Origin of the sequence: Halomonas sp. BDJS001, from assembly GCF_026104355.1 — a bacterium.
Lineage (GTDB): Bacteria > Pseudomonadota > Gammaproteobacteria > Pseudomonadales > Halomonadaceae > Vreelandella.
In genome coordinates this window covers 1498080-1522236 of sequence record NZ_CP110535.1, presented here as the reverse complement: position 1 = coordinate 1522236, position 24157 = coordinate 1498080, and the positions used below count along the sequence as shown (strand labels likewise).

At 54.1% G+C, this 24157-nt stretch carries 18 protein-coding genes and 1 pseudogene; 5 read left to right on the top strand and 14 right to left on the bottom strand.

Features of this window, described 5'->3' with window-relative positions:
- Positions 1–169 precede the first annotated feature (169 nt).
- The 4 genes from OM794_RS06910 to OM794_RS06895 all read left to right on the top strand — a co-directional run bounded on the left by OM794_RS06910 (position 170) and on the right by OM794_RS06895 (position 3709).
- The gene (locus OM794_RS06910) at positions 170–1486 is read left to right on the top strand and encodes an RHS repeat-associated core domain-containing protein (RefSeq protein WP_226251326.1); all 1317 of its coding nucleotides are present in this window, start codon (positions 170–172) and stop codon (positions 1484–1486) included.
- 1 nt (position 1487) lies between these two features.
- Complete coding sequence (locus tag OM794_RS06905; protein WP_226251325.1) at positions 1488–1736, top strand: hypothetical protein; 249 nt, start codon at positions 1488–1490, stop codon at positions 1734–1736.
- A 124-nt stretch (positions 1737–1860) separates the two neighbouring features.
- Positions 1861–3036, top strand: coding sequence for an RHS repeat-associated core domain-containing protein (locus OM794_RS06900; protein ID WP_226251324.1), 1176 nt, complete (start codon positions 1861–1863; stop codon positions 3034–3036).
- A gap of 241 nt (positions 3037–3277) precedes the next feature.
- Positions 3278–3709, top strand: a complete 432-nt coding sequence (locus OM794_RS06895) for a hypothetical protein (protein ID WP_226251323.1) — start codon at positions 3278–3280, stop codon at positions 3707–3709.
- A gap of 210 nt (positions 3710–3919) precedes the next feature.
- On the opposite strand, the gene OM794_RS06890 is transcribed toward OM794_RS06895, so the two are convergent.
- From OM794_RS06890 to yrfG, 10 genes are all read right to left on the bottom strand, one after another.
- Positions 3920–5257 (bottom strand): aspartate aminotransferase family protein, encoded by a 1338-nt coding sequence (locus tag OM794_RS06890; protein WP_226251322.1) that lies wholly within the window; start codon positions 5255–5257, stop codon positions 3920–3922.
- A 107-nt stretch (positions 5258–5364) separates the two neighbouring features.
- Positions 5365–6144 (bottom strand): DeoR/GlpR family DNA-binding transcription regulator, encoded by a 780-nt coding sequence (locus OM794_RS06885; RefSeq protein ID WP_226251321.1) that lies wholly within the window; start codon positions 6142–6144, stop codon positions 5365–5367.
- A gap of 3 nt (positions 6145–6147) precedes the next feature.
- Positions 6148–7836: an ABC transporter permease subunit gene (locus OM794_RS06880; RefSeq protein WP_226251320.1), complete on the bottom strand. Its 1689-nt coding sequence runs from the start codon at positions 7834–7836 to the stop codon at positions 6148–6150.
- On the bottom strand, positions 7833–8840 hold the full coding sequence (locus OM794_RS06875) for an ABC transporter ATP-binding protein (RefSeq protein ID WP_226251319.1): 1008 nt from the start codon (positions 8838–8840) through the stop codon (positions 7833–7835). The genes OM794_RS06880 and OM794_RS06875 overlap by 4 nt, the downstream gene beginning before the upstream one ends.
- 75 nt (positions 8841–8915) lie before the next feature.
- A complete protein-coding gene (locus OM794_RS06870; protein WP_226251318.1) occupies positions 8916–9917 on the bottom strand; it encodes an extracellular solute-binding protein in 1002 nt (333 codons plus the stop codon).
- A 377-nt stretch (positions 9918–10294) separates the two neighbouring features.
- Complete coding sequence (locus tag OM794_RS06865) at positions 10295–11515, bottom strand: alpha-hydroxy acid oxidase (protein WP_226251317.1); 1221 nt, start codon at positions 11513–11515, stop codon at positions 10295–10297.
- 134 nt (positions 11516–11649) lie between these two features.
- Positions 11650–13206: a phosphoenolpyruvate carboxykinase gene (locus OM794_RS06860; RefSeq protein WP_226251316.1), complete on the bottom strand. Its 1557-nt coding sequence runs from the start codon at positions 13204–13206 to the stop codon at positions 11650–11652.
- A 301-nt stretch (positions 13207–13507) separates the two neighbouring features.
- Positions 13508–14383 (bottom strand): Hsp33 family molecular chaperone HslO, encoded by an 876-nt coding sequence (gene hslO / locus OM794_RS06855; protein ID WP_226251315.1) that lies wholly within the window; start codon positions 14381–14383, stop codon positions 13508–13510.
- 54 nt (positions 14384–14437) lie between these two features.
- On the bottom strand, positions 14438–14827 hold the full coding sequence (locus OM794_RS06850) for an RNA-binding S4 domain-containing protein (protein ID WP_226251314.1): 390 nt from the start codon (positions 14825–14827) through the stop codon (positions 14438–14440).
- A complete protein-coding gene (gene yrfG, locus OM794_RS06845) occupies positions 14824–15516 on the bottom strand; it encodes a GMP/IMP nucleotidase (protein WP_226251328.1) in 693 nt (230 codons plus the stop codon). The genes OM794_RS06850 and yrfG overlap by 4 nt, the downstream gene beginning before the upstream one ends.
- Before the next feature lie 77 nt (positions 15517–15593).
- On the opposite strand from yrfG, the gene nudE reads away from it, so the two are divergent.
- A complete protein-coding gene (gene nudE / locus OM794_RS06840) occupies positions 15594–16235 on the top strand; it encodes an ADP compounds hydrolase NudE (protein WP_226251313.1) in 642 nt (213 codons plus the stop codon).
- A 162-nt stretch (positions 16236–16397) separates the two neighbouring features.
- On the opposite strand, the gene OM794_RS06835 is transcribed toward nudE, so the two are convergent.
- The 4 genes and pseudogenes from OM794_RS06835 to OM794_RS06820 form a co-directional block, all read right to left on the bottom strand.
- The gene (locus tag OM794_RS06835; protein ID WP_226251312.1) at positions 16398–17453 is read right to left on the bottom strand and encodes an oxidoreductase; all 1056 of its coding nucleotides are present in this window, start codon (positions 17451–17453) and stop codon (positions 16398–16400) included.
- Between the two features lie 42 nt (positions 17454–17495).
- A complete protein-coding gene (ilvD, locus tag OM794_RS06830; RefSeq protein WP_226251311.1) occupies positions 17496–19340 on the bottom strand; it encodes a dihydroxy-acid dehydratase in 1845 nt (614 codons plus the stop codon).
- A 202-nt stretch (positions 19341–19542) separates the two neighbouring features.
- Complete coding sequence (locus OM794_RS06825) at positions 19543–21702, bottom strand: methyl-accepting chemotaxis protein (protein ID WP_265154395.1); 2160 nt, start codon at positions 21700–21702, stop codon at positions 19543–19545.
- Between the two features lie 168 nt (positions 21703–21870).
- Positions 21871–24038, bottom strand: a pseudogene (locus OM794_RS06820) (methyl-accepting chemotaxis protein).
- Positions 24039–24157: the final 119 nt, after the last annotated feature.

The following is a 24157-nucleotide window of genomic DNA, read 5'->3' as shown; positions in this document are numbered from 1 at the left end:
TCCTCGGCGGTAGCGTTGTAGAAAGCGTAATAATCGTCTTACTTCAATAGTCGTCGCCTTTATCACCATTATCAGTTGGCACACCTACGGCAGCGCCCACCTACACGACATAGGCGCCCCAGCATGGGCCCTAGAGCGCGATGCCCTACACCGGGAAACCCTGGGCCGGATGAGCTTCCGCAGCCTGGAAGGTGATCCCGCCTCCAAAGTCATCGCCTACAGCTACGATGCTGCCGGTCGTTTAATCGGCAGCCAGCACGGCGACCACGCCCACCGCTACAGCGTGGACGCGGCAGGTAATCGGTTAGAACAGGGTGTCGACAAGCAGCAAGGACTGACGGATAACCGCCTCACTCAGCTTAACGGTGCGCGCTACCGCTACGACGGTGCAGGCAACCTGATTGAGCGCCAACAGCCCAACGGCGAACGCCTTACCCTGGGCTACGACGGCGCCAATCGCTTAGTGCACCTGATCCACGCCAGCGAGCTGGGGGCGACCCGCGAAGCCACTTACCGTTATGACGGCCTGGGAAGACGCATCAGCAAAACCGTGCGCCATACCAACGGCACCACCGCCACCACCCACTACGGCTGGGACGGTGATCGCATCGTCCGCGAAGAAACGGACAACCAGCGCACGACAGTGGTCTACGAGCCGGGCAGTTTTGTGCCCATGCTCAGAATTGATGATACCCAGCAAGGCCAAGTGCTCAGTGCCTACATCACCGACGCCCTGGGCACACCCATGCAGTTGGTCACCCCCAACGGCCAACCCCGCTGGCTCGCCGAACCCGACGACTGGGCGGCGGTCAAGAACCAACGCGCCGTGCGCAACCTCACCCAACCGATACGGTTCCAGGGGCAGTGGCACGATGAAGAGAGTGGGCTCTACTACAACCGTCATCGGTATTATGACCCGCAGCAAGGCAGGTATATTAGTCAGGATCCGATTGGGTTAAGGGGCGGGATGAACATGTATCAATATTCGGTTGCACCAAGCATCGAAGTAGACCCACAAGGGCTCAGTGGAGTCTATGGCCTGGGAGGCGGGCCTTATAGTCAATCCAACACTGTGAGTAGGGCTGCTGAAAATATTGTTATAACCGGTGAAGGAAACGCTTCTGCAGAAACATTCGGCGGTGTATTCGGCCAAACAGTGTCGACGGGCTTAAAGTTCGACAATGTTGGTAACGCTGCCTGGGTCATGACTGAATGCCAACAGCATGGCCTAGGTATATTTAGAGGGACAGGCGTTGGAGGAAATGCGAGTGTTGGCTCCGCTCCCCTTGAAGATGGCGTTTCAGAAACTTGGGGGCCTTTTGTGCGCGGTGCTGTTATTAAAGGAGGCGGTGCATCTATTGATGTTGGTGGAGGGGCTTTAGCTGGAGCAAGCGGTTGGCTTGGGCCTAGTTTTGGCCTAGCAGGTGGAATTCAGCACTGTAAAACAACCACTACGGTTTTAAGAAAGGGAGATAGGGAGAAATGATATGAAATTAATCAATAAAATCCGACTCTCATCTTTTATGATTTTTTTTGCGAGTGGCGCCATACTCGCGCTTGGATCTGATAAGAGTTTCGTAGTGGAGAAGTGGGAGCTACTGATGTGGGTGTTAAGGATCTCTGGCGTAATAGCGATTGGCACCACATTCATACTTCTTATACAAGGCTTCGGTGACTACCTAGATAAACATCAAAAAGGAAAAGATGTAAAAAGGGATAAAAAGAATCGCCGATAAGTCGCTCCTGAGACTATGAAATAAATAATAGCAGCACGAAGCACTGTAGCTTGACCGCCTGGGAAAGCCTTCCTTTCACCTTACCAAACGGTAATCTGCCTAAAAGCCAAATTACCCTAGCACCATGACTCACACTATCGACCAAATACTAGCCGTCTACCGCTACTCAGTGGACGCGGCAGGTAGTCGGTTAGAGCAGCAGCAAGACAAGCAGCAAGGGCTAACAGATAACCGCCTCACCCAACTCAACGGCACCCGCTACGACGGCCTGGGAAGACGCATCAGCAAAACCGTGCGCCATACCAACGGCACCACCGCCACCACCCACTACGGCTGGGACGGTGATCGCATCGTTAGGGAAGAAACCGACAATCAGCGCACCACTGTGGTCTACGAGCCGGGAAGTTTTGTGCCCATGCTGCGTATTGATGATACTGAACAAGGCCAAGTACTCAGCGCCTATATCACCGATGCCCTGGGCACGCCCATGCAACTGGTCACCCCCAACGGCCAACCCCGCTGGTTAGCCGAACCCGACGACTGGGCAGCGGTCAAAAACCAGCGCGCCGTGCGCAACGTCACCCAACCGATCCGGTTCCAGGGGCAGTGGCACGATGAAGAGAGTGGGCTTTACTACAACCGCCACCGTTATTATGACCCGCAGCAAGGTAGGTATATTAGCCAGGATCCGATTGGACTCAACGGTGGTATGAATTTGTATGGCTATGTCACTAACCCAATAAGCATGGTGGATCCGTTGGGGTTGAGTGGCTATGGCTTCCATCATTTAGAACCGCTTAGCATTCCAGCGGGTGAAGCCTATGGTGCTAATATGCCAGCTCCTACACCAGAACCTGCGGGACAGCACATGACAGGTGGGGATTACCGTCCCGGTATTGGTGCATTATTCCCATCCAGCATGTCAGCCTTTGTGAAAGATCCACAATACGCAGAAGCACTGAGATACCAAGGAGGAACACGCAATGCAACCATCCCCGCAGCAGCCATTGCTGCTGAAGGGCCAAAGGTATTAGCCGCCGCACCCTTTGCTATAAAAACGGCGTTAGGAACTGGTAGCGCTGCTGCCGCAAGCGCCAATCAGTTCAGCCTACATGCGATGTGCAGCGTTGCGACTGTATCGCCGGGTGCAGCAGTAGGGATGGCTAATCCAGTAGTTCAGCAAAGGGCTATTGATTTCATTGATAGCGCTGTGGGAGGAACTAGTCCTACTCCGGACTTTTATGGTGCTGGCGGTTTTTTAATAGACTTCATCTCAAGCCCCAAAGAGGCCTTGAGATGAAGAAATATCAAAAAAAACTACTAAGAAAAGCTAAAAAAATTAATTTTGTTTTTTGCTTCTTGGAGTGCTGTCAATAGCTGCTGGTATCAATGTTTTTTCACAGGAGAAATAGGGCGAGGGGGTGTGTTACAAGATGAAAATCTAAAAAAAATTTACTCCATTTTATTAATAGCTTTAGGGGTTGCTATTCTAATTTTTCTTACAAAAAAAGGATCAGTAATAAGAAGTTAATCACAGGTCTGTGTTAAACATACTTGGCCGGGAGGAGCGCTACCACTTTGTGGGCAGTGGCCCTGGCCGCCGCTGGACGGCCCACACCCGCGCCGACGGCTCGCGCATTGAGTCCCGCTATGACCGTGCGGGTCTCAAGGTGGCGACGGTAGATCCGCTGGGTCACGAGACGCTGATTGAGCGGGACGACCACGGTCAAGTGATTGCCCAGACCGGCCCGGACGGCACGCGTTGGGCCATTGAGCGGGATGCCCTGGGGCAACCTGTGAGCATTGAAGGCCCTGAGAATCAGCGCTGGCAGATCACGCGCAACGACCTCGGTCATCCGCTGGCGGTCACTGGGCCGGAAGGCACCACCGCTTTTGCCTATGACAATGCCGACCTGCCCTACCACCCTACCACCGTCACCGATGCGGTGGGTGCTACCCACCAGCGGGAGTGAAGTGCTCTGGGCAACGCCCGTTGACTGGGATCAGCAATACAGATACGATGCGGCCGATCGGTTGATCGAACACACCGAAGATACCGAAGATACCGCCCCATGATACCGTACCTCCCCAAGGTTGCGGGAGAACTAACCTAAGCGAAGCTACAAATACCCATCGATTCCGCTATTTGCCCAAACTTGCCAGACATTTTCCTATTAAAACCATTAAGCAAGTTTATCAAGACTCCTATCAAGAGCACCAACCAACCAGTCAATATTATGCTCTTGAAACGCTAGTGGTGGCCGTAGCTTCAATACATTGCCATGTGGCCCAGCCACTGAAGTAAGTACACGCTCTTCTCGTAAAGCTTCGATAACGCTTAGCGCTAGCGCTTTATCAGGTGCTTTAGTCTGCTTGTCGGTGACTAGTTCGAAACCAATGAACAAGCCAGCCCCTCGCACATCACCAACACACTCATACTTATCTTTCAGGCTCAGCAACTCTGTCCGCAAGGCCTGCCCTACCCGCAAGCTATGCGCCTGCAGTTTTTCCTCGTGGATCACATTTAAGACTGCCTGGGCGGCAGCCATAGAGACAGGGTTGCCACCAAAGGTATTGAAGTAAGGTATCTGATCGCTAAAGGCCGCTAAGACGTCACTTTTGGCCAATAGGCCAGACACGGGTATTCCATTGCCCATTGGTTTTCCCATCGTCACGATGTCCGGTACCAGATTATGGCGAGCGAACCCCCAGAAGGTATCTCCCGTTCGGCCAAACCCTGGCTGCACCTCGTCCGCGATAAAGATACCGCCATTGGCATGTACGACATCGATGGCCTGTTGCAAAAAGCCTGGCGTTCCCGGCATCACACCATCTGAAGAAAAAATAGAGTCCGCCAAGAAGCCAGCAAACTTAATCCCCTGAGCAGACATCCGGTCAATAGCCTGCTGTATCTCACTGGCAAACCAGTCGCCCAGTGCAGCTGAACCTATTCGATACTGATCGGGTGACGGGACTAAAAACGTGGTGGGCGCAAGCACTTGGCCGCTACCCAGCGCAGGAGAAGCGCCAGAGGTTAGTTCGCTGGTGCCATGATAGGCCTCATTGGTGACGATAATGCCGGTGCCACCGCTCCAGGCTCTGGCCACACGGATAGCTAGATCATTAGCCTCTGAACCGGTACACATATACATCGCACGATTAATGGTGTTAGGCACCGTGGCCAGAATTGAGTCGGTGTAATCAAGGATGCCTTCATGCAGATAGCGGGTATGGGTATTAATCAGCTGCATTTGCTTTGTCACTGCGGCGATAACCTCAGGATGACAATGGCCTATACTCGCAACATTGTTATAGGCGTCGAGATATTGTGTGCCTTGCGCATCCCATACATATTGACCACGCCCCCTTACAAGATGAACAGGATTTTGATAAAAAATCCGATACGAACCCCCTAACACGGTGGCTCTTTTATTTGTCATTGCGCGTATTGAGGAATGCAGAAACGCTGAGTTCTCTTTACGAAAACTATTGGTATCCATAATCGTGGAACGCCTTGCCATATAACTCTCCTGCAGACCGAAGTACTGCCTGTTAATTTAAAAGTCAGTTCACTTAAATTTCAAATATAAAAAACCATGTAAAATCCGGCTCGCTATTAACCCATCGACTACTCACTGGTAATAAGCACTGCATTCTTCTTCATAGCATCGAGAATTAATGGGTCTTCTATCGTCTTATCCGTAATCAGGAAATCTATACTTTTAATAGGGCAGTAACTGACTCGGCTGACTTTGCCTATTTTTGAGTGGTCGGCCAGCAGGAGCACTTTGTCGGCGTTATTCACCATCGCCTCGGCGATCGCAGCCTCATCATGGTCAAAGCTGCTCGCCCCGAAGTGTGCATCAAGACCTACGGGAGACAGCAAGGCCATATCTGCGCGATATTTATGGATTTCACTGATGGTGTGCTGGCCAAAGGTGGACTTCAATTGTGGGTTTATTTTCCCCCCAAGGAGAACCACTTGATTGGAACCGGAGACCCCCTCCTCCTGATTGCAGGTCTCCAGAAGGTAGGCTACTTCCCAGGAGTTGGTAATAATGATGAGGCCCGATAGTTTTTTCAGCTCTTCTGCTAGTAGTGTCGTGGTACTGCCTGCATCAATAAATAGCGTTTGGCCGCTTTTTATTTCATTGCGCGCCCGTTTAACCATCGATTTTTTTTCATTAACATTGAGCTTTTCGCGCACATTGATCGGCGGCTCTTCTTTATTAATAGAGAGCGCTCCACCATGTATACGCTTTAACTCGCCTGTTTTCTCTAAATGTAATAAATCTCGTCTTATCGTTTCTTTCGACACCCCCAATTCCTCCACAAGCCTTTCTGTGGAGAGTTGATTGAACGTATTGATAAGCGAGCAGATACGCTGGTGACGCTCATGATGCCACATGGATTAACTCCTTTTTTCCGGTGATGGCACTTTTTTAATCAGCCAACGCAGTAATAGCATCGCCGTCACCACCACCATCATCAGGCATGTCGAAAAGGCAGCTGCTTCAGAAATTCTACCTGCATCGCTAAGTTGCATAATGGCAACAGGCGCCACATTGATGCTCGGCGTAATGAGGAAAATGACTGCGGACAATGACACCATTGAGCGCATAAACACGAAGAAAAACACTGCAATGCAAGTTGTCATCATGAAAGGTACGATGGCATCGCGTAGTGTTTCCTTCATGCCACCACCAAAACAGGTACAAGTGTCTTCCAGTGACGCAGGCACGCCTCTTAATCCCGTCATCATGGTTAGAAAGCCTTGCGAGTGGTAGTGGTACAGATTGCATAAACCAATCAGAAGCGACGTTCCATACAGTAACGTTAGCGGCCCGCCGGTATTAAAGGCGAGGATATAGGCCAAACCGAGCACCAGCCCGGGCACACCTACCGGCATGATGGCAATAAAATTAACGATACGTCTTATCTGGGTAGGCAACTTTTTCATCGAGATGGTCATCAGGAAGATCAGCACTACACCCACGGAGGCGGCGAGCAGCGATATCCATAGCGACATCCATAAGGGCCGGTAACCCCCTGCCATACTGATATTGTAGTGGCGTAAGGTGAGCTCCATGCGATAGGGCCAGAGATCGATAAAGCTGGCGAACACCGTTACCCCAATGACCATGTAGATAACGAAGGCACAGGAGTGGGTCAAGGCTCCTAATATGAGATCACGCTTGAGGTTACGGTCGGGTGTCACCTGAATGGCACTTTCGCTGGCGGAAGCGGACTGCTTACGCGCGGCAAATCGTTCGATGCTGACAGCCACCACGGTAGGAATCAGCAGCAGTATGCCAACCACGGCCCCCATACTGAAGTTCATCTGCCCTGCGACTTGGTTATAAATTTCAGTAGCCAATACTCTGAAATTACCTCCAATAACCGCCGCGTTGCCAAAGTCGGTGATAGTGACGGTAAAAGCCACAAAACCGGCACTGACTAGCCCGAACTTCGCGTTTGGGAGGGTAATATCGCGAAACTTTTCCCAACCGTTCGCACCCATTACCTCTGCGGCTTCATAGAGTCGCGCGTCTGACTGCCTTAGCGCCGCCTGTATGATCAACACCACCTGTGGCAACGCATAGAGCACATTTGCCATCAGTAGTCCGTAGAATCCATACGGATTGATACTGATACCAAACCACTGGCTGATGAGCCCGTTTCTGCCAAAGATAAAAATAAGTCCTAGGCCCTGCACTAACGAAGGGGCCAATAATGGCAGGGCAAGTGCCACCGTAATGAAAGCTCGCCCCCTGGTACTGGTTCTCTCTAATCGGTAAGCGATGGCAAACCCCAGCAACAGCGCAATCAACATCGTCATAAAGCTGAGCAACAAGCTATTGAGGGTTGCTGCGATCAAGGTGGGATTGTTGAATACCTGAACGTAGTTCGCCAGCCCCACTGTGCCATCCGGCGTGGTGAGACTTCGAATCAGCACAATATAGAGTGGATAGCCAAAGAACAGCAAAAGACAGATAAGGGGAATAAGCGTGGAGGCAATCACCAGCATCTTATCGAAATTGAGGTACGTGATGGGGAGAGACACCCGGCGTTGATCTCTATGGGAGAAAATACTATTCATGATGTCACCCAAACAAACCCGTTGGCATCAAATGACACACCAACACGGGCTCCTGGACGGCACTGAATATGGTTGTGAGCCTCGATGGTAAGCTCCATGCCAGCATACTCAACGCACACGCGGTTGAAGCTGCCATGAAAGGTACTGCTTTTGACCTTGGCTTGCCGTTGCCTGTCCTGATCAATGGTGATGAACTCAGGCCTAATGCATAGGAAATGCTCGATTCGGTCTTGGGCAGGCAGTGTCGCCAACGCCTCGGGTAAATGCTGTTTTACCCACGCCAGCGGGAATAGGTTGCTTGCCCCGATAAAGTCGGCAACAAAGCGTGTTTTGGGCTGTAAGTAGAGTTCATCAGGGCGCCCTATCTGTTCGATCATGCCGTTATTCATACATACAACCTTATCGGCAAGGGCCAGCGCCTCCTCCTGGTCATGGGTCACCATCAGAATGGGAATCCCCAGCCGCTGCTGTACATCTTTTATCTCCATCCGCATCTTCTCGCGCACTTTCGCGTCCAATGCAGATAGCGGCTCATCGAGCAGGATGATGGAAGGGTCTATCGCCAAGGCGCGCGCCAGCGCAATTCTCTGCTGCTGTCCCCCTGAAAGTTGATGCGGGTAACGGTTCGCCATATCGGCTAGATTGATGAGTTCCAGCATCTCGTCTGCACGCTGGATGATAGCCTTTTTGCTCCACCCTCTTAGCTTTAGTCCATAGCCCACATTCTCTTTGGCGGTCATATGGGGAAATAAAGAGTAGGACTGAAAGACTATGCCGAAATTACGCTCTCGGGCCGGCAGTGTGATCAGGTTTTTACCTTCCAGCGTTAGTTTGCCACCATCAGACGGTAGAAGACCTGCAATGATTCTTAGCAGCGTGGTTTTTCCACAGCCACTGGGGCCTAGCAAGCAAACGAAATCACCACTATCAATCTTGAGATTAATTCGATCGAGAACGATATTGTCGCCAAATATCTTATGTAAATTATCAATTTCTAAATACATGCTTCATCCAGCCGAGTGGGAGCCAATTCGAAAAAGGCAAGAAAGGCGGCTTATCACACATAAGCCGCCTGTTTCTTAACGTCCTATACGCTGCTGCCATTCGGCCAGAAAATTAGCTCTATCACTTGCGGACTGGGCGAAGTCCATGGGAAAGAGGATCTCTTCGACGTTTTCCGGGAGACCCGCTTCGTCGGCACCTTCTGGGCGGCTTGCTCCTGGCGTGGTAACGATCTCTTTGTATTCCCCATACATGTCGGCGACTGCATCAGACAGCGTCCAATCGAGGAACTTTTGCGCTGCCTCTTTGTTTTCGGAAGTGCTCAACATGGCTGATGCTTCCAGCTCATAGCCTGCAAAATCCTCAGGAATCACCATTTTGATCGGGTAACCTTCGGCAATAGAGCGCATCGCGACAAAGGCGAACGAGGCGCCGATGGCGTACTCCCCTGTTCGCGCCATTTGGCAGGGCCTGGAGCCCGAGCTGGTGTACTGCGCCACATTGTCATTGATCTGCTCAATCAACGCCCAGCCATCCGGCATACCTTGTTCAATCGCCACCATTTGCATATAGCCGGTTCCCGAAGAGGCCGGGTTAGGCATAACGATCTCGCCTTTGTAGACGGGGTCGGCAAGATCTTCCCAGGAGGTAGGGGTCGGTAGGCCTAGCCGCTCTAGCATTGGCTCATTGGTGCATAGGGCACCTAGGTAACCTGTGGCCGCAAACCACCGCCCTTCTTCATCCTTGTAAGGTGCCGACAGGACATCAACCCCTTCAGGGCTATAGGGAGCCAGCTGGCTGAGGATCTGAGGGTCAATCATATTGCTGAGCGCCAAACCCCAGATAACATCTACCTGAGGGCGACCAGCCTCAGCAATCAACCGGGCAGCTAAATCGCCTGTCGAAAGGCGTAAAACATTTACCTCAAGGTCTGGATGGTCAACGCTAAGCTGCTGGAGATAAGTATTAATTTCATCCTGTTCCAGTGCGCTATAGACGGTGATGGAGTCGGCATGAGCTATTGAGCTCACTGCACCTAGCAGTACGGCAAAGGCTAATTTCGTTTTTATAGGTCGCATCGCAATCTCTCCTCATAACATGGAATCGAGTGTGATGATGGCGAGCGTATTGCTTAGTTGTTTTTATGTGCTTGTTGTTTTTATGTGGTTTTGTGTTTTTTTATGCTTTTATTAAAAACACAAAGCAGAGAGACACGCAAGTTTTTTTCGCGATCAGCGCAAGTTAAAATATTAGAAAATCAGAAATTAGCCGCTGCGGGTGCGCTGACGCTTACGCCGCGCTACGAAAACCTCCGATCCAGCTCCGTGCATATCCCGTAGCGCGTGGTAACGAAAATGCGAGTTCAGCGAGCGTTTGAGGCACCCGCGGGGGCGGCGGAACGACGCCCGGTGGCACTAAAAGTGGGGGTTGTACGGATCTGCACCGTGATTCAGTTTCATCCGCTGATGTTTTTGTGCATGGACGACAATGACTGCGGTACTTCACCGGCTGTTGGTTGGTAGAGGCAGGTACGGTCTAGCTGTGAAAGGCTGGTCAGCCCCAGCAGCGCCATATTGCGTTCAACTTCACGCTGTAGGAGATCGGCAACATGCTCTACACCAGCCTGCCCCGCGCAGGCAGCGGCGTAGTTGAAGGGGCGCCCCACAAAGACAAAATCGGCCCCCAGGGCCAGCGCCTTGATCACGTCCGTGCCACGTCGGAAGCCGCTGTCGATCATTATCGGAATATCGCTGACCCGGCGCTTAATCTCTGGCAGCACCTGGAGCGGGGAGATAGTGCAATCTAATTGGCGAGCGCCATGATTGGAAAGAATAATGCCATCAACCCCCGCCTGCTGAGCACGTACCGCATCATCAGGGTTGAGGACTCCTTTAACGATCAAGGTGCCGGGCCATAGGCGCCGCACCAGGTCGAGATAGCCCCAGTCAAAATGGCGGCGACCAGAGAAGTCTCGCGCGGCTTCACGGGAGATTACTGGTGCCCCTCGCTCGGCATGGTTATTTTCAAAGTGTGGCATGCCATGCTTCCACAGGGTGCGCAGAAAGGTGTTGCACAGCCAGCCTGGACGCATTAAGCCATCGAAGGCGAGGCGCAGGCTTGGCTCCAACGGTGAGGAAAACCCCGAACGGCGGAAATTATCCGGATTGGGGGGTACCGGGTAATCGAGTGTTACCACCAGCTTTCTAAAGCCAGCCCGCTGGATCCTTGCCAGCAGGGCTTCGATACCTTCCGGGGTTCCCGGTAGATACGCCTGAAACCAGTCGGCGCCCTCGACCTTGGCCACCTCTTCCATAGGTACCAGAGACGACCCGCTCATAATCATTGGCAGGTTGCGCTTCGCCGCTGCCCGCGCCAGCACTATGTCCCCCTGGTAAGTCGAAAGCGCACTGATCCCCATGGGGGCGATGCCGAAAGGCACGGCGTAGCGTTTGCCATACAGCTCAGTGTGCAGATCAATTTGCGAGACATTAACAAACGCTTTGGGCAAAAAGTGGTACTCATCAAAAGCGCTCAGGTTCGCGCGCTGGGTACGCCCATCCTCGGCCACATGGTCGATATAGCCAAAAATGGGCCTGGGCAGCTTGCGCCGTGCCAGCCGCTCAACATCGTGCAGATTATGAATATTGGCGAGTTTTTTTTGAGTCCAGAAATTCACGTTTGGCTCCTTAGCCTTTTTAACCACCAACATACCGTCAGTAGTCAAAAAACGCCGTCAAAAAAAGAGGGGCAGTGCCTTGGCACTGCCCCCTTTATAGGCACTTATTTTTATAAACCTAGTTCAGCTGAATCTTAGCCTAGCTGAGGGCCTGCCTTAATGATCGCTTCGTTGACACCTTCAAACTTTTTGAAGTTATCGACGAATTTGGTCGCCAGCTCTTTTAGATGGCGGTCATAGGCGTCACGGTCTTGCCAGGTCTCGCGTGGGTCGAGCAGGCTGGAGTCAACGCCTGGCACGGCTACCGGCACTTGCAGATTGAGACCGTCGATGTGTTTGGTATCGATGTCACGCAGTACGCCGGATTGAATGGCGCTAATGATGGCGCGGGTGGTCGGAATGGAGAAGCGTGCGCCGCCTTCGCCATAAGCGCCGCCTGTCCAGCCGGTGTTAACCAGGTATACCTGGGCGTCTTTCTTCTCGACGCGCTTGATCAGCAGGTCAGCATACTCACGGGCCGGGCGCGGGAAGAACGGCGCGCCAAAACAGGTAGAGAATGTGGCGGCCAGGCCTTCAGAGGAGCCCATTTCAGTAGAGCCCACTTTGGCGGTGTAGCCTGATAGGAAGTGGTACGCCGCGGCTTCCTTGGAAAGAATCGACACTGGGGGCAGTACGCCGGACATATCGCAGGTCAGGAACACGATGGCATTCGGCTCGCCAGCCAGATTCTCCGCTACGCGCTTCTCAACGTGCTCTAGCGGGTACGCGGCGCGGGAGTTTTGGGTCAGGCTATCGTCAGCGTAGTCAGGCTCACGGCGGTCATCCAGCACTACGTTTTCCAGCACGGTGCCAAACTTGATGGCGTTCCAGATGACCGGCTCGTTCTTCTCGGAGAGGTCGATACACTTGGCGTAACAGCCGCCTTCCATATTGAAGACAATGCCGTCACCCCAAGCGTGCTCGTCGTCACCGATCAAGAAGCGCGCCTGATCCGCAGAGAGCGTGGTTTTACCGGTGCCAGAGAGACCGAAGAAGAGACAGGTTTCGCCATCTTCACCCACGTTCGCCGAGCAGTGCATGGGCAGTACGTCAGCGGCTGGCAGCAGGAAGTTCTGCACCGAGAACATGGCTTTTTTCATTTCGCCGGCGTAGCGCATGCCTGCGATCAGCACTTTTTTGTCGGCGAAGTTGATGATCACACAGCCATCAGAGTTGGTGCCATCGCGAGCAGGGTCACACTCAAAGCCCGCGGCATTGAGAATTGTCCACTCGTCTTTAACCGCTGAATTATAGGCCTGAGGGCGCACAAACATGGTACGGCCAAACAGGTTTTGCCATGCAGTTTCAGTGGTGACGCGCACCGGTAGATAGTGAGTGGAATCACTGCCCACATGCAGTTCAGAGACAAAATGCTCCTGACTGGTCAGGTATTCATTGACCCGCTCCCACAAGGCGTTGAATTTACCGGCATCGAAGGGTTGGTTAACGTTGCCCCAATCGATTTGACTGCTAGTGGAGGGCTCGTCAACGATATAGCGGTCTTTCGGTGAGCGGCCGGTACGCAGGCCGGTATTGACTACCAAGGCGCCGTTGGCTGAGAGGCGGCCTTCGCCACGTGCCACTGCGCGCTCGATCAGTTCGGCACTGCTGAGATTAACGTGGGATTGGGGAGCGGCTTGAGTCGTGGTCATGTCGATTCCTGGGCTTCTCTCGATTTACCGGGCGTCACCGACGCCTTAATGTTCATCCCAACCACTGAAAAACCGGCTGGGCGCGCTGAAGTCCGGCGCATTATGGCAAAAAGAAAGCCCCCAGGAAACGGGGGCGAAGATCAAATATCTTGTAGTTAAACTACTACAAAGGCACTACATTTTGTGTTGCAGCGCAGTAAGAATTCAAACAGCCGTTTGCAAGAACCGTCAAAATCATTGAATACAATGGCGCTCCTAGTACAGCTGTTAGTCGCCCTGGCATACGCTTTCGACTACATAGTTAGTGAATAGTGGGCGATGGGGCTTCAGGGTCGTCCAACAAAGTTTCAATATCTGCTGCTGTGTAGTGATATTTCGTGTGGCAAAAGTGGCATTGAGTATCAATAGTCCCCTGCTCGTGCAAAATATCGCGCAGTTCCTCCTTGCCCAGAGAGTGCAGTGCGTAACTCATACGTTCCCGTGAACAGGTGCAGCCAAAGCGCAGCGCTTTGGGTTCAAAAACGCGCACGGTCTCTTCGTGGTAGAGTCGATGCAGTACCTCGCGCTGCTCCAGGCCGAGCAGCTCTTCTGTTTTGATCGTATCAGCCAGCTGTACGCTGCGATCCCAGGCATCCACATCCTGGTTTTGTGACTCTTCTGGTAACCGCTGTAGCAGTAACCCGCCCGCCCTCTCCTTATCGGCAGCCAGCCAGAGGCGAGTTGGCAACTGCTCGGATTGGCTGAAATAGGCTTCCAGACAGCCGCCCAGGGTCTCTTGATCCAACGCCACAATACCTTGATAGCGGTGGCCCTCACGGGGATCGAGGGTAATCACGATTTGGCCTTCGCCCACCAGCTCACGGAAGCTGGCGTGTTCGCTGGGCAGGGCGGCGTCTTCTGCTATGCGGGCAATCGCGCGAAGCTCACCACCGGGGTTCGATTCAGCCATCAACAGTGACAGAACGCCGCGTCCACGCACTTCGATACTCAACGTGCCATCTAACTTCACGGTGTCAGTAAGCAGTGCCACAGCGGCTAATAGCTCGCCCAGCAGCTCATTCACCGCCGGTGGGTAGGCATGGCGATCCAACACTTCGTGGTAGGCGGCCGCCAGAGTGACGATCTCGCCGCGGACATTGGTGTGATCGAACATAAAACGTTGAATTTGATCGGGCATAATTTGGCAACCTGAAATTAATTAAGACATTGACTGTAGCGAGGTAAAGCGGGGCTATTCGCCCTGGTTACGCTGAAGGCGCTGGATATCGCGGCGCTGCTTTTTGTCGGGGCGCTTGAGCGGATGCTGCATCGCTTCGTTAGTGAGGCGTCTTGCTTCGGCCTCTTTGGCACGCCTCTGGACGCTCTCTTCGGTTTCCGCATAGAGCGTACGCGCTTCTGGAGCCCCGCGGCGTTGATCCGAAAGCGATAAGACCTCTACCTCCAATATTTCCCAGCCCTGGGGCACGCGTATAAGCGCACCGACCTCTACCTGCTTGCTGGTTTTAGCGCGACCGCCGTCGTAATTCACCTTCCCGCCTTCGATGGCTTTTTTAGCCAGTGCGCGGGTCTTAAAAAAGCGTGCGGCCCATAGCCATTTATCCAAGCGTACGCTCTCACTCATTTAGGCACTCCTTGGGTTGCTGACACCTGTTCCGGAAGCTGTTCGGGTAGCAGGTGGGCAAAGCGGTCGAGGGCTATAAATTCTTGCAGCTCTTTTTCAGGCCGCTGACTATCGGGCTGTTTTATGCCTAGCAAATGCTTAATACCAAACTCACGAGCGCTCTCTAGCACGCGGGCGTTGTCATCGATAAACAGCGTGCGCGCAGGATCAAAAGCTTCAATCTCTTGTAGCGCAAACCAAAACGCCTGCTCCTCTTTGGCGGCGCCCACGTCCTCGGAAGAGACGATTGCGTCTAGATAACCCTCCAAACCGGTAAGCGGCAGCTTTAGGGCTAGGCTCGCACGATCCGCGTTAGTGGCAAGCACGACCCTTGGATGCGCCTGTTTAAGCCATTTGAGAAAATCCAGCGCGTCGCTACGCAGACCAATCAGGTGCTGGACTTCGCGCTTTAACGCAACAATATCCACGCCCAGCTCACGGCTCCAGTACGCTAAGCTGTACCAGTTTAAAGTACCCTGCTCGCCGATAATGCGCGCGCGCAGCGCTTCTTGGGAGGCCTCATCCAGTTGGTGCATTTCGCGGTAGCGCCTTGGCAAGTGCTCGAGCCAAAAGTGGCTGTCGAAGTGTAAATCCAACAGCGTGCCGTCCATATCCAAGAGGACGGTATCTATCTCGCGCCAATCAATCATTGCCGCTCCAGTCACGTTAGGAGTAAGCGTGCTATTGTAGCGTAACCGCCTTTTTCCAGCCATGGAGGCCCTCTTTAATGTCTACCTCTCCCCCTACGCATGACACCTTCAATCCCCCTGAGGGTAGCCGTGCTAAGCGCTCTAATTATCAGCAAAAACCCCAAATTTTGGCGCGTAAGTGCGTTGCCCAAAGCCGTTTATTTCAGGTTGAGTCGCTTGATTTGCGCTTTTCTAACGGCGAAGAGCGCCAGTTTGAGCGTTTGACCGGCGCTGACCGCGGTGCGGTGATGATGGTGGCGATGCCCGACCCCGACCACGTGTTGCTGATCCGCGAATACGCCGCGGGGTTTGAAGATTATGTGCTCACCCTGCCGAAAGGGTTGGTCGATCCTGGCGAAGATATCATTACCGCGGCTAACCGCGAGTTAATGGAGGAGTGTGGCGTTGGTGCTCACCGTATTGAGCCGCTGGTCGAGCTTTCGTTGGCGCCCAACTATATGCGACACCGGATGCAGGTGCTGCTCGCCACTGATCTTTATCCCAAGCGACTGCCAGGGGATGAACCGGAGCCATTAATTGTAGAGACTCACGCCCTTGAGGAGCTACCCACCCTGCTACTGCGCGAGGATTTTCACGAAGCCCGCGCTATCGCCGCGCTTTATATCGCCCGGGACAGGTTACGGGAAGAGAAGCGCAATAGTGTGACGGATTTGCTTTGATTGGGTAGTGAAGCGTGAGAAGAAAGGAGTGAATAGTGCGCGGGGTAGCAAGCCGCCCAGTGGCATTGCCACCCCAACCCCGGCACCGCTTCGCGCTGCTTTCGCGGGTGCGCTGACGCTTACGCCGCGCTACGGAAACCCACTCACCCCTCACCCCTCACATCAATGGTTCTTCAACGCAATCCAGCGCCGTTGACGGTGGCTGTCCAGGCCTGCTTCCAGCAGGGTCATTGAGCGCAGGGCGTCGTCGACACTTACCGGGAGCGGTGCTTTATCACGGATAGCGTCGGTGACGCCTTGGTAATAGGCCAAGTAGTCCCCCGGCAGGGTCGGGAGTTCACGCCGCGTTAGCAGGGCGTTTTCCCCCTCCCTTTCACGCAGCGTCAGGGTGCCATGCTGGGTGTCTTCGCCCCACTGGGGTGTCGGCACTTCGCCTGCTTTTAAGCGCTCCTCTTGAGGGTCTAAGCCGTATTTAATAAAGCTGCCCTGGGTGCCATTGATCCGAAAGCGTGGTGTCGGTTCGGCCACCAGCGTCCCCGCTGCCAGGGTAACGCGAAAGCTTTCGTAATCGAGCAGCGCCAGAAAGTCATCGTCGGCTTTGGCGCCATCTCGCAATGTCCCTAGTTCCAGCAGAATAGCGTGGGGCATGCCGAACAGCTCGCAGGCTTGATCTAGCAGGTGTGGGCCCAGGTCGTACCAGACACCACCACCGGGGGTAGCTTTCTCGCGCCAGCGGTCGCGCACTTCCGGGCGAAAGCGGTCAAAATGGGATTCAAAATTAACCAGTCGCCCTAGTGTTCCCGCCTCAAGCAGCGCCTTAACAGTCAGGAAATCGCTGTCCCAACGGCGGTTGTGAAACACCGACAATAGGCACTCTTTGTCATCCGCCAACTTTTTGAGCAGCTTGGCTTCTGACAGCGTGACCGTAAAGGGTTTGTCGACCACCACGTGTTTACCCGCCGACAGAGCCGCTTTAGCAATCGAAAAGTGGGTGTCGTTAGGCGTAGGGATAACGATCAAATCAATATCGCTACGCTGACAAAGCGCTGATGCCTGAGCTTCTACCTCAACCTCAGGCAGTGACGCCTGAACCTTGGCCGCATCGCTTGAAGAGACTGCGACTAAATCCAGGCCTTCCGTGGCCTGGATGAGCGGAGCGTGGAACGTTTGGCTAGCGAAACCGTAGCCAACTAATCCAACGTTTATAATCGCCTTCATTTGATTCCTTACTTGGACTGTTGCGAATGTCGATTGCGTGTATCAATCAAGCTTGCTTAGATCCCGAACAGCTCCTTTGTCGGCGGAGGTCGCCAACAGCGCATAGGCCTTAAGCGCTGGGGTGATCTTGCGGGGGCGCTGTTCGACTGGCTTCCAGGCCGAGGCGCCCTTGGCTTCCATCGCTTCCCGGCGAGCCGCCAGTTCGGCATCCGTCAGTTTGACGTTGATTGCCCGGTTGGGGATATCGATGCAGATCAGATCCCCTTGCTCGATCAACCCAATGGCGCCACCTGCCGCTGCTTCAGGGGAAACATGACCAATCGAAAGCCCTGAAGTGCCGCCAGAGAAGCGCCCGTCAGTCAGTAGCGCACAGGCTTTGCCTAGCCCCTTGGATTTAAGATAGGAGGTGGGATAGAGCATCTCTTGCATGCCCGGGCCGCCTTTGGGGCCTTCGTAGCGGATCACCACTACATCGCCCTCTTTGACCTTATCCGCCAGCACATCGGCGACGGCTTGATCCTGAGACTCCACCACATGGGCGGGGCCTTCAAACACCAGGATCGAGTCATCGACTCCGGCGGTTTTAACCACGCAGCCATCCAACGCGATATTGCCGTAAAGCACGGCCAAGCCGCCCTGCTGGGAGAAGGCGTGTTCAAGGTCGCGAATACAGCCGGTAGCGCGGTCACCATCCAGGCTCGGCCAGCGGGCACTTTGAGAGAACGCCGTTTGGGTCGGGATGCCCCCTGGCCCGGCTTTAAAGAACTCGACCACTTCAGCGCTTGGCGAGCGCATGATATCCCACTCATCCAGCGCAGCTTTCAGGCTGTCGCCATACACCGTGGGCACCGAAGTATCCAGCACTCGGGCACGATCCAGTTCACCGAGAATGGCCATAATGCCGCCGGCCCGGTGAACGTCTTCGATATGGTACTTCTGGGTATTGGGCGCCACTTTGCATAGCTGGGGTACTTCACGAGAGAGGCGGTCGATATCCGCCATGGTGAAGTCCACTTCGGCCTCTTGGGCTGCCGCGAGGAAGTGCAGGATGGTGTTGGTAGAGCCACCCATAGCGATATCCAGGGTCATGGCGTTTTTAAACGCCGCCTTGGAGGCAATGGCGCGGGGTAGCAGGTGCGTCTCGTTACCTTCGTAGTAACGTTTGGCCAGCTCGACAATACGGTGCCCCGCCGTTTCAAACAGGCGACGGCGATCCGAGTGGGTAGCCAGCACCGTGCCGTTACCTGGCAGCGCCAGCCCCAGTGCTTCCGTCAGGCAGTTCATTGAGTTGGCGGTAAACATTCCCGAACAGCTGCCACAGGTGGGGCAGGCGCTGCGCTCGACTTCCGCCAGGGTTTCATCGTCTACGCTGTCGTCGGCAGCCATCACCATGGCATCGACGAGATCCAGTCCGTGGTTGAGCAGCTTGGTTTTACCCGCTTCCATGGGGCCGCCGGAGACAAAGATAACCGGAATATTGAGGCGCAGAGCGGCCATCAGCATTCCAGGGGTAATCTTGTCGCAGTTGGAAATACACACCAGCGCATCAGCGCAGTGGGCATTGCACATATACTCGACGCTGTCGGCGATCAGGTCGCGGCTAGGCAGCGAGTAGAGCATGCCGTCATGACCCATGGCGATGCCGTCATCCACCGCGATGGTATTGAACTCTTTGGCCACCCCCCCGGCTTTCTCAATCTCCCGCGCCACCAGTTGGCCCATATCTTTTAAGTGAACATGGCCCGGCACAAACTGGGTAAAGGAGTTGGCGACCGCAATAATCGGCTTTTGAAAATCACCGTCCTGCATACCGGTTGCGCGCCATAACGCGCGGGCGCCGGCCATATTGCGGCCAGCGGTGGTGGTACGTGAGAGATACTCTGGCATGGCTTCCTCTACTCTCTACTTTTTACTCTCTATTATTTATCAGCCCACCGCATAAAAGGCGGGAGCTGGTGTCAATCCAGCGGCCTTAGATTGTGGCATGAGCGATGCGTAGAGACTAGATGCAGGATTAGATGAAGAGGCTAGATGTAATAAGAGAGGGGCGCCCTCCATGGCGCGGATTCAGCACTGGTTGCCTTGGCGTTTAGGCTGGCTGAGCAAGCGTTTCAGGTAGAGACGGGCGCACTTGAGGCGAGCCTAACGCCTGGGACGCTGAGGATAAGGATGGCATGGGCGCAAGCCCTGCCTGTTTGAGCAAGCGTTCACGGGCAGTCTCGCTGCTCTCCTCGGCAGCACCTTCCAAGCGAAAGGCGGCAATAACGTTGGCAAGGCTAAGTGCTTCGCGGGTGAGGTCTTGAGCAGCGCTGGAAATCGACTGTACCTTGGAGGCATTCTGCTGGGTGACATGATCCATTTCAGCAACAGCGGTATTAATCTGGGCGATGCCATTGCTCTGTTCATCGGAGGCGGTGCTGATCTCTTCCATAATACCGCTGACTTTCATGACCTGGTTGACGACCTGATCAATGGCGGCTTCGGCCTCTCTCACCGCCTGGGCACCACCGCTGATCTCCTGAGAGGATGCATCAATTAAGCGGCGAATCTCGCCAGCGGCGTCAGCGCTGCGCCCGGCCAAATTGCGCACCTCATTCGCCACCACGGCAAAACCACGCCCCTGCTCACCCGCTCGGGCAGCTTCTACCGAAGCATTCAGCGCCAGAATATTGGTTTGAAAAGCGATACCGTCAATCACGCTGATGATATCGGTCATCTTATTGGCACTGGCAGCGATGCGTTCCATTCGTTCGACTAGCGCCTGCATCTGCTCGCCGGTTTCTCGGCTGGTGGTGGCATTTTGCATGGCCAGTTGATTTGCCTGGCGGGCGTTTTCGCTGTTTTGCTGAACGGTGGCGGTCATTTGATCCATGCTAGAGGCGGTTTGCTGTAACGAGGAGGCCTGCTGCTCAGTGCGCGTTGCCAAGTCTTCGTTCTGCTGTTTGATATGCTCAGACGCAGGCGTGACCACATCGACTTTGTTGCCCACTTCGGTGATCAGACCCGACAAGCTTGAACGCATCGTTTCGAGTGAGTTAAGCAGCTCACCCAGTTCATCGTTACGCTTTAGCGTTACCCGATTGGCCAAGTTGCCAGCGGCAATTTGGAACGTCACCCGACGCGCTTCATTGAGTGATTTGATTAACGATTTGAGTACCGCCATGCTCAACCCAACCATCAGCACGATGCCCATTAGCAGCACACCAAGTTGCCCGTATAGCAGTACCTTCTGCTGCTGCTCAGCGTTCTCCATCAATATATGGGCTGCTGCACGCTCTTGCTCAACGAGCAAATTAATCGTGGCACTAATGCTGGCAGAAGTAGGCTGCACGATATCATTAAACGCTTCGAACGCCGCGAAGCCGTTGCCATCGCGAATAGCTACAAACGCTGTATCTGAAGCCGCTATAAAGTTGCCGAGGTGCGCCGCCAGACCTTCCTGAACGCCGCCGCCCGTTGTGCGCAGCTCAGTGAACTCCTGCCACGACTGTTCGATGTCGGCACTCATGGTGGTTAGTTGGCTTTCAAGGGCCTCAAGATCGGCCCGACGAGGATTGCGCACCGCTGGTTCTAATGCCTGGATAGCCTGGCTCACTCGCTGATCAATCTGCTGCAGGTCGGAAATCCCTTCCAGGCCAGTTTGATTTAGCGTTCGTAGACGTTCTGCGGAACTGGTTAAACCATAAACCCCCGCCGCTGCCGCCATCATCAATAAGATAATAGACGCCAACACCATCCCGATGAGCTTGGCCTGGATGCTGCTGAAACTAAAGCGTTGCACCCAACCCCATAACCCAGTGCGACGTAACGCACCATAATGAAGCTTAAAGCCACGTACTCTGCCCTGTTGCATAGCAGCGTATACGCGCTCTGCTCGGATAATCGCCTTAGTCGAGGCTTTGCGCCGGATAGAGGTATAGCCCACTACGCGTTCGCCATCGAGCAGCGGCGCAACAGTGGTATACATCCAGTACGCTTCACCCGTCTGACGGCGATTCTTGATCAGGCCTTGCCAGGTTTTACCCGCCTCAATGGTTTCCCATAAGTTTTTAAAAACCGCTTTGGGCATGCTGGGATGGCGAAACAGGCTATGGGGTTCGCCCATGATCTCGTCCAACGAGTAGCCGCTCACGTCTACGAAGGTCTGGTTGGCATAGGTGATCCTACCTTGCAAATCCGAGCGTGAGATCAACACCTCGTCATCGGCTAATTCATAAACAGCGGATACTGCTTGTTCGGCATTATGCATTTAGTCCCCCTATTTTTTTATTGAAGGCTTGCGCCATCATTAGGCTTCGGTTCCCTAGCACCAAGCCTTTTCAATTAGAGGTAATGCATGAAATATGCCACCGCAGAGGGTGGCATGTGATTAAATCGAATAAAGAAAAATCAAGCACCTAAGGCGTTGCCTGACGGCCTAGAACGCTTCCCACTGATCAGTTGGGCGCGGCTGTGTTGAGGCTGACTTAGCACGCTGCTCAGTCGGAGCAGGTAAACGCTGGGCGGCTTTACTGAGTGCATGGTTAGCACGTTGCAACTTCGCCCGCGCCTCTTTAATGCTCTCATCTTGTGCCCCCTCCAAACGGAACGCATCGACCACATTGGCGAGTTCAAACGCTTCAAGGGAAAGGTTATCCGCTGAGGCCGCAATTGACTGTACTTTGGAGGCGTTCTGCTGGGTCACAGTATCCATTTCGGCAATCGCCGAGTTAATTTGCCCGATCCCGCTGCTCTGTTCGCTGGACGCTGTGCTGATCGACTCCATCAGCTCACTGACCCGGCTCACCTGCTGTGAGACCTCCTTGATCGCCCGCTCAGCCTGATCCACCGCACTTCGACCGCCGCTCACTTCCTGGGTGGTGCTATCAATCATCTTCCGGATTTCCTGGGCGGCATCTGCGCTGCGACCGGCCAGATTGCGCACTTCACTGGCCACGACCGCAAAGCCACGGCCATGCTCACCGCGCGGGCAGCCTCTACTGAAGCGTTGAGTGCCAAAATATTGGTTTGAAAAGCGATGCCGTCGATCACACTGATCATCTCGGTCATCTTTTCAGCACTCTGGGCGATACGCTGCATACGCTCGACCAACTGCTGCATCTGCTTGCCTGTTTCCCGGGTGCTGGTCGCATTTTGTACCGCCAGGTCGGTGGCTTGACGGGCATTATCGGTGTTCTGCTGAACCGTCGAGGTCATCTCCTCCATACTGGAAGCGGTCTGTTGAAGCGACGATGCCTGCTGCTCGGTACGCGAAGAGAGCTCTTCGTTTTCAGCGGCGATCTGTTGAATGGCCGGAGTGACGACGGATACCCGGCTCTCCACATCGCCCACGATGCTGGAAAGGCTAAAACGCATGGTGTCCAGGGAGTAAAGCAGCTCGCCAAACTCATCGCGGGTTTGGCGCCGCTCACGGGCGGCCAGGTTGCCAGCGGCAATTTGAAAGGTGATATAGCGTGCGCCGGACAGGCTGCGAAACACCGATCTCAGAATCATCACGCTTAAGCCGATCATGACCAAAAAGCCAATAGCCAGTAGCACCAGTTGGGTAATTAGCAGCTGTTGACGCCCGCCTTGCGCTTGAGTAACCAGTGCTTCGGCATCAGCGCGCACCAGCTCGACCAGGGTGCCATTCATCTCGCGTAGTGAGTCAGTGGTCGGCACCACCACGTCATTAAAGGCCTCAAAGGCCGCGAATCCATTCCCCTCCTCAATCGCCACCAGGCTGGTTTGTACCCCGGTTGTCCAGGTAGTCAGCGCATTATCAAAGGCCTGGGCGGCTTCAAGATTGACGGCATCATCGACATAGTAATCCGCCCACAGGGTTTGCATGGCATTGGTATATTGACCAATCTCTGCATTGACGGCCTCCATGTCAGCCCGGCGGGGACTGCGCACCGCAGGCTCCAGTGTCTCAATCGTTTGCCCCACGTAGCGCTCGATATGTTGCAGTGAGGCAACGTCATTCAACCCTGACCGGTTAAGTGTTTCCAGCCGCTCGCCAGAAACCATCACCGCGTACACCCCCAGCCCGCCCGAAAAGCAGAGCAGTAGCAAAGAGGCTACCACCATACTGATGAGCTTGGCTTTTAGACTGGAGAACTGAAAGCGCGACAGTATACCGGTCAAGCCTTTACGCCGCAGCGTGCCGTGGGCTAGCGCGTAGTGGCGGGACTTACCTTTTTCACGAATTTCAGCGTAGATCTTTTCTGCACGGGCCACCGCTTGCCCAGCAGCTTTGCGACGCACAGAGGTATAGCCAACGATACGCTCCCCGTCCCGCAGCGGGGCGACAGTGGCATGCACCCAGTAGTGGTCGCCATTTTTACGGCGGTTTTTGACCACGCCTTGCCAGGTTTCCCCGGCTTGGATGGTTTTCCAGAAATCTGCGTAAGCCGCTTCAGGCATATCCGGGTGGCGAAGGAGGTTGTGGGGCGCGCCGATCAGCTCGTCGCGACTGTAGCCGCTGACCTCAACAAAGGTGGAGTTGGCATAGGTCACATTGCCCTTTAAATCCGAGCGAGAGATAAGTACTGTCTCCTCGCTCAGGACATACTCGCGCTGGGTGACGGGCTGATTATTACGCATTAGTTCTCCGAGAATTAGATATTCTTAATTTTTATTAAAGCAGAGGTCATTATCGCTATAGATCATCTCGGCAAACCAGTGAACAAATATAAAAAAAGCGCCTTACTCTCGTAAGACGC

Bases quoted from the DNA above. Each gene is read 5' to 3' on its own strand.
- OM794_RS06910 (WP_226251326.1), top strand. From the start codon at position 170: ATGAGCTTCCGCAGCCTGGAAGGTGATCCCGCCTCCAAAGTCATCGCC.
- OM794_RS06900 (WP_226251324.1), top strand. From the start codon at position 1,861: ATGACTCACACTATCGACCAAATACTAGCCGTCTACCGCTACTCAGTG.
- hslO (WP_226251315.1), bottom strand. From the start codon at position 14,383: ATGCCCGATCAAATTCAACGTTTTATGTTCGATCACACCAATGTCCGC.
- OM794_RS06880 (WP_226251320.1), bottom strand. From the start codon at position 7,836: ATGAATAGTATTTTCTCCCATAGAGATCAACGCCGGGTGTCTCTCCCC.
- nudE (WP_226251313.1), top strand. From the start codon at position 15,594: ATGTCTACCTCTCCCCCTACGCATGACACCTTCAATCCCCCTGAGGGT.
- OM794_RS06885 (WP_226251321.1), bottom strand. From the start codon at position 6,144: ATGTGGCATCATGAGCGTCACCAGCGTATCTGCTCGCTTATCAATACG.
- OM794_RS06835 (WP_226251312.1), bottom strand. From the start codon at position 17,453: ATGAAGGCGATTATAAACGTTGGATTAGTTGGCTACGGTTTCGCTAGC.
- yrfG (WP_226251328.1), bottom strand. From the start codon at position 15,516: ATGATTGATTGGCGCGAGATAGATACCGTCCTCTTGGATATGGACGGC.
- OM794_RS06890 (WP_226251322.1), bottom strand. From the start codon at position 5,257: ATGGCAAGGCGTTCCACGATTATGGATACCAATAGTTTTCGTAAAGAG.
- OM794_RS06850 (WP_226251314.1), bottom strand. From the start codon at position 14,827: ATGAGTGAGAGCGTACGCTTGGATAAATGGCTATGGGCCGCACGCTTT.
- OM794_RS06860 (WP_226251316.1), bottom strand. From the start codon at position 13,206: ATGACCACGACTCAAGCCGCTCCCCAATCCCACGTTAATCTCAGCAGT.
- OM794_RS06825 (WP_265154395.1), bottom strand. From the start codon at position 21,702: ATGCATAATGCCGAACAAGCAGTATCCGCTGTTTATGAATTAGCCGAT.
- OM794_RS06905 (WP_226251325.1), top strand. From the start codon at position 1,488: ATGAAATTAATCAATAAAATCCGACTCTCATCTTTTATGATTTTTTTT.
- OM794_RS06870 (WP_226251318.1), bottom strand. From the start codon at position 9,917: ATGCGACCTATAAAAACGAAATTAGCCTTTGCCGTACTGCTAGGTGCA.
- OM794_RS06875 (WP_226251319.1), bottom strand. From the start codon at position 8,840: ATGTATTTAGAAATTGATAATTTACATAAGATATTTGGCGACAATATC.
- ilvD (WP_226251311.1), bottom strand. From the start codon at position 19,340: ATGCCAGAGTATCTCTCACGTACCACCACCGCTGGCCGCAATATGGCC.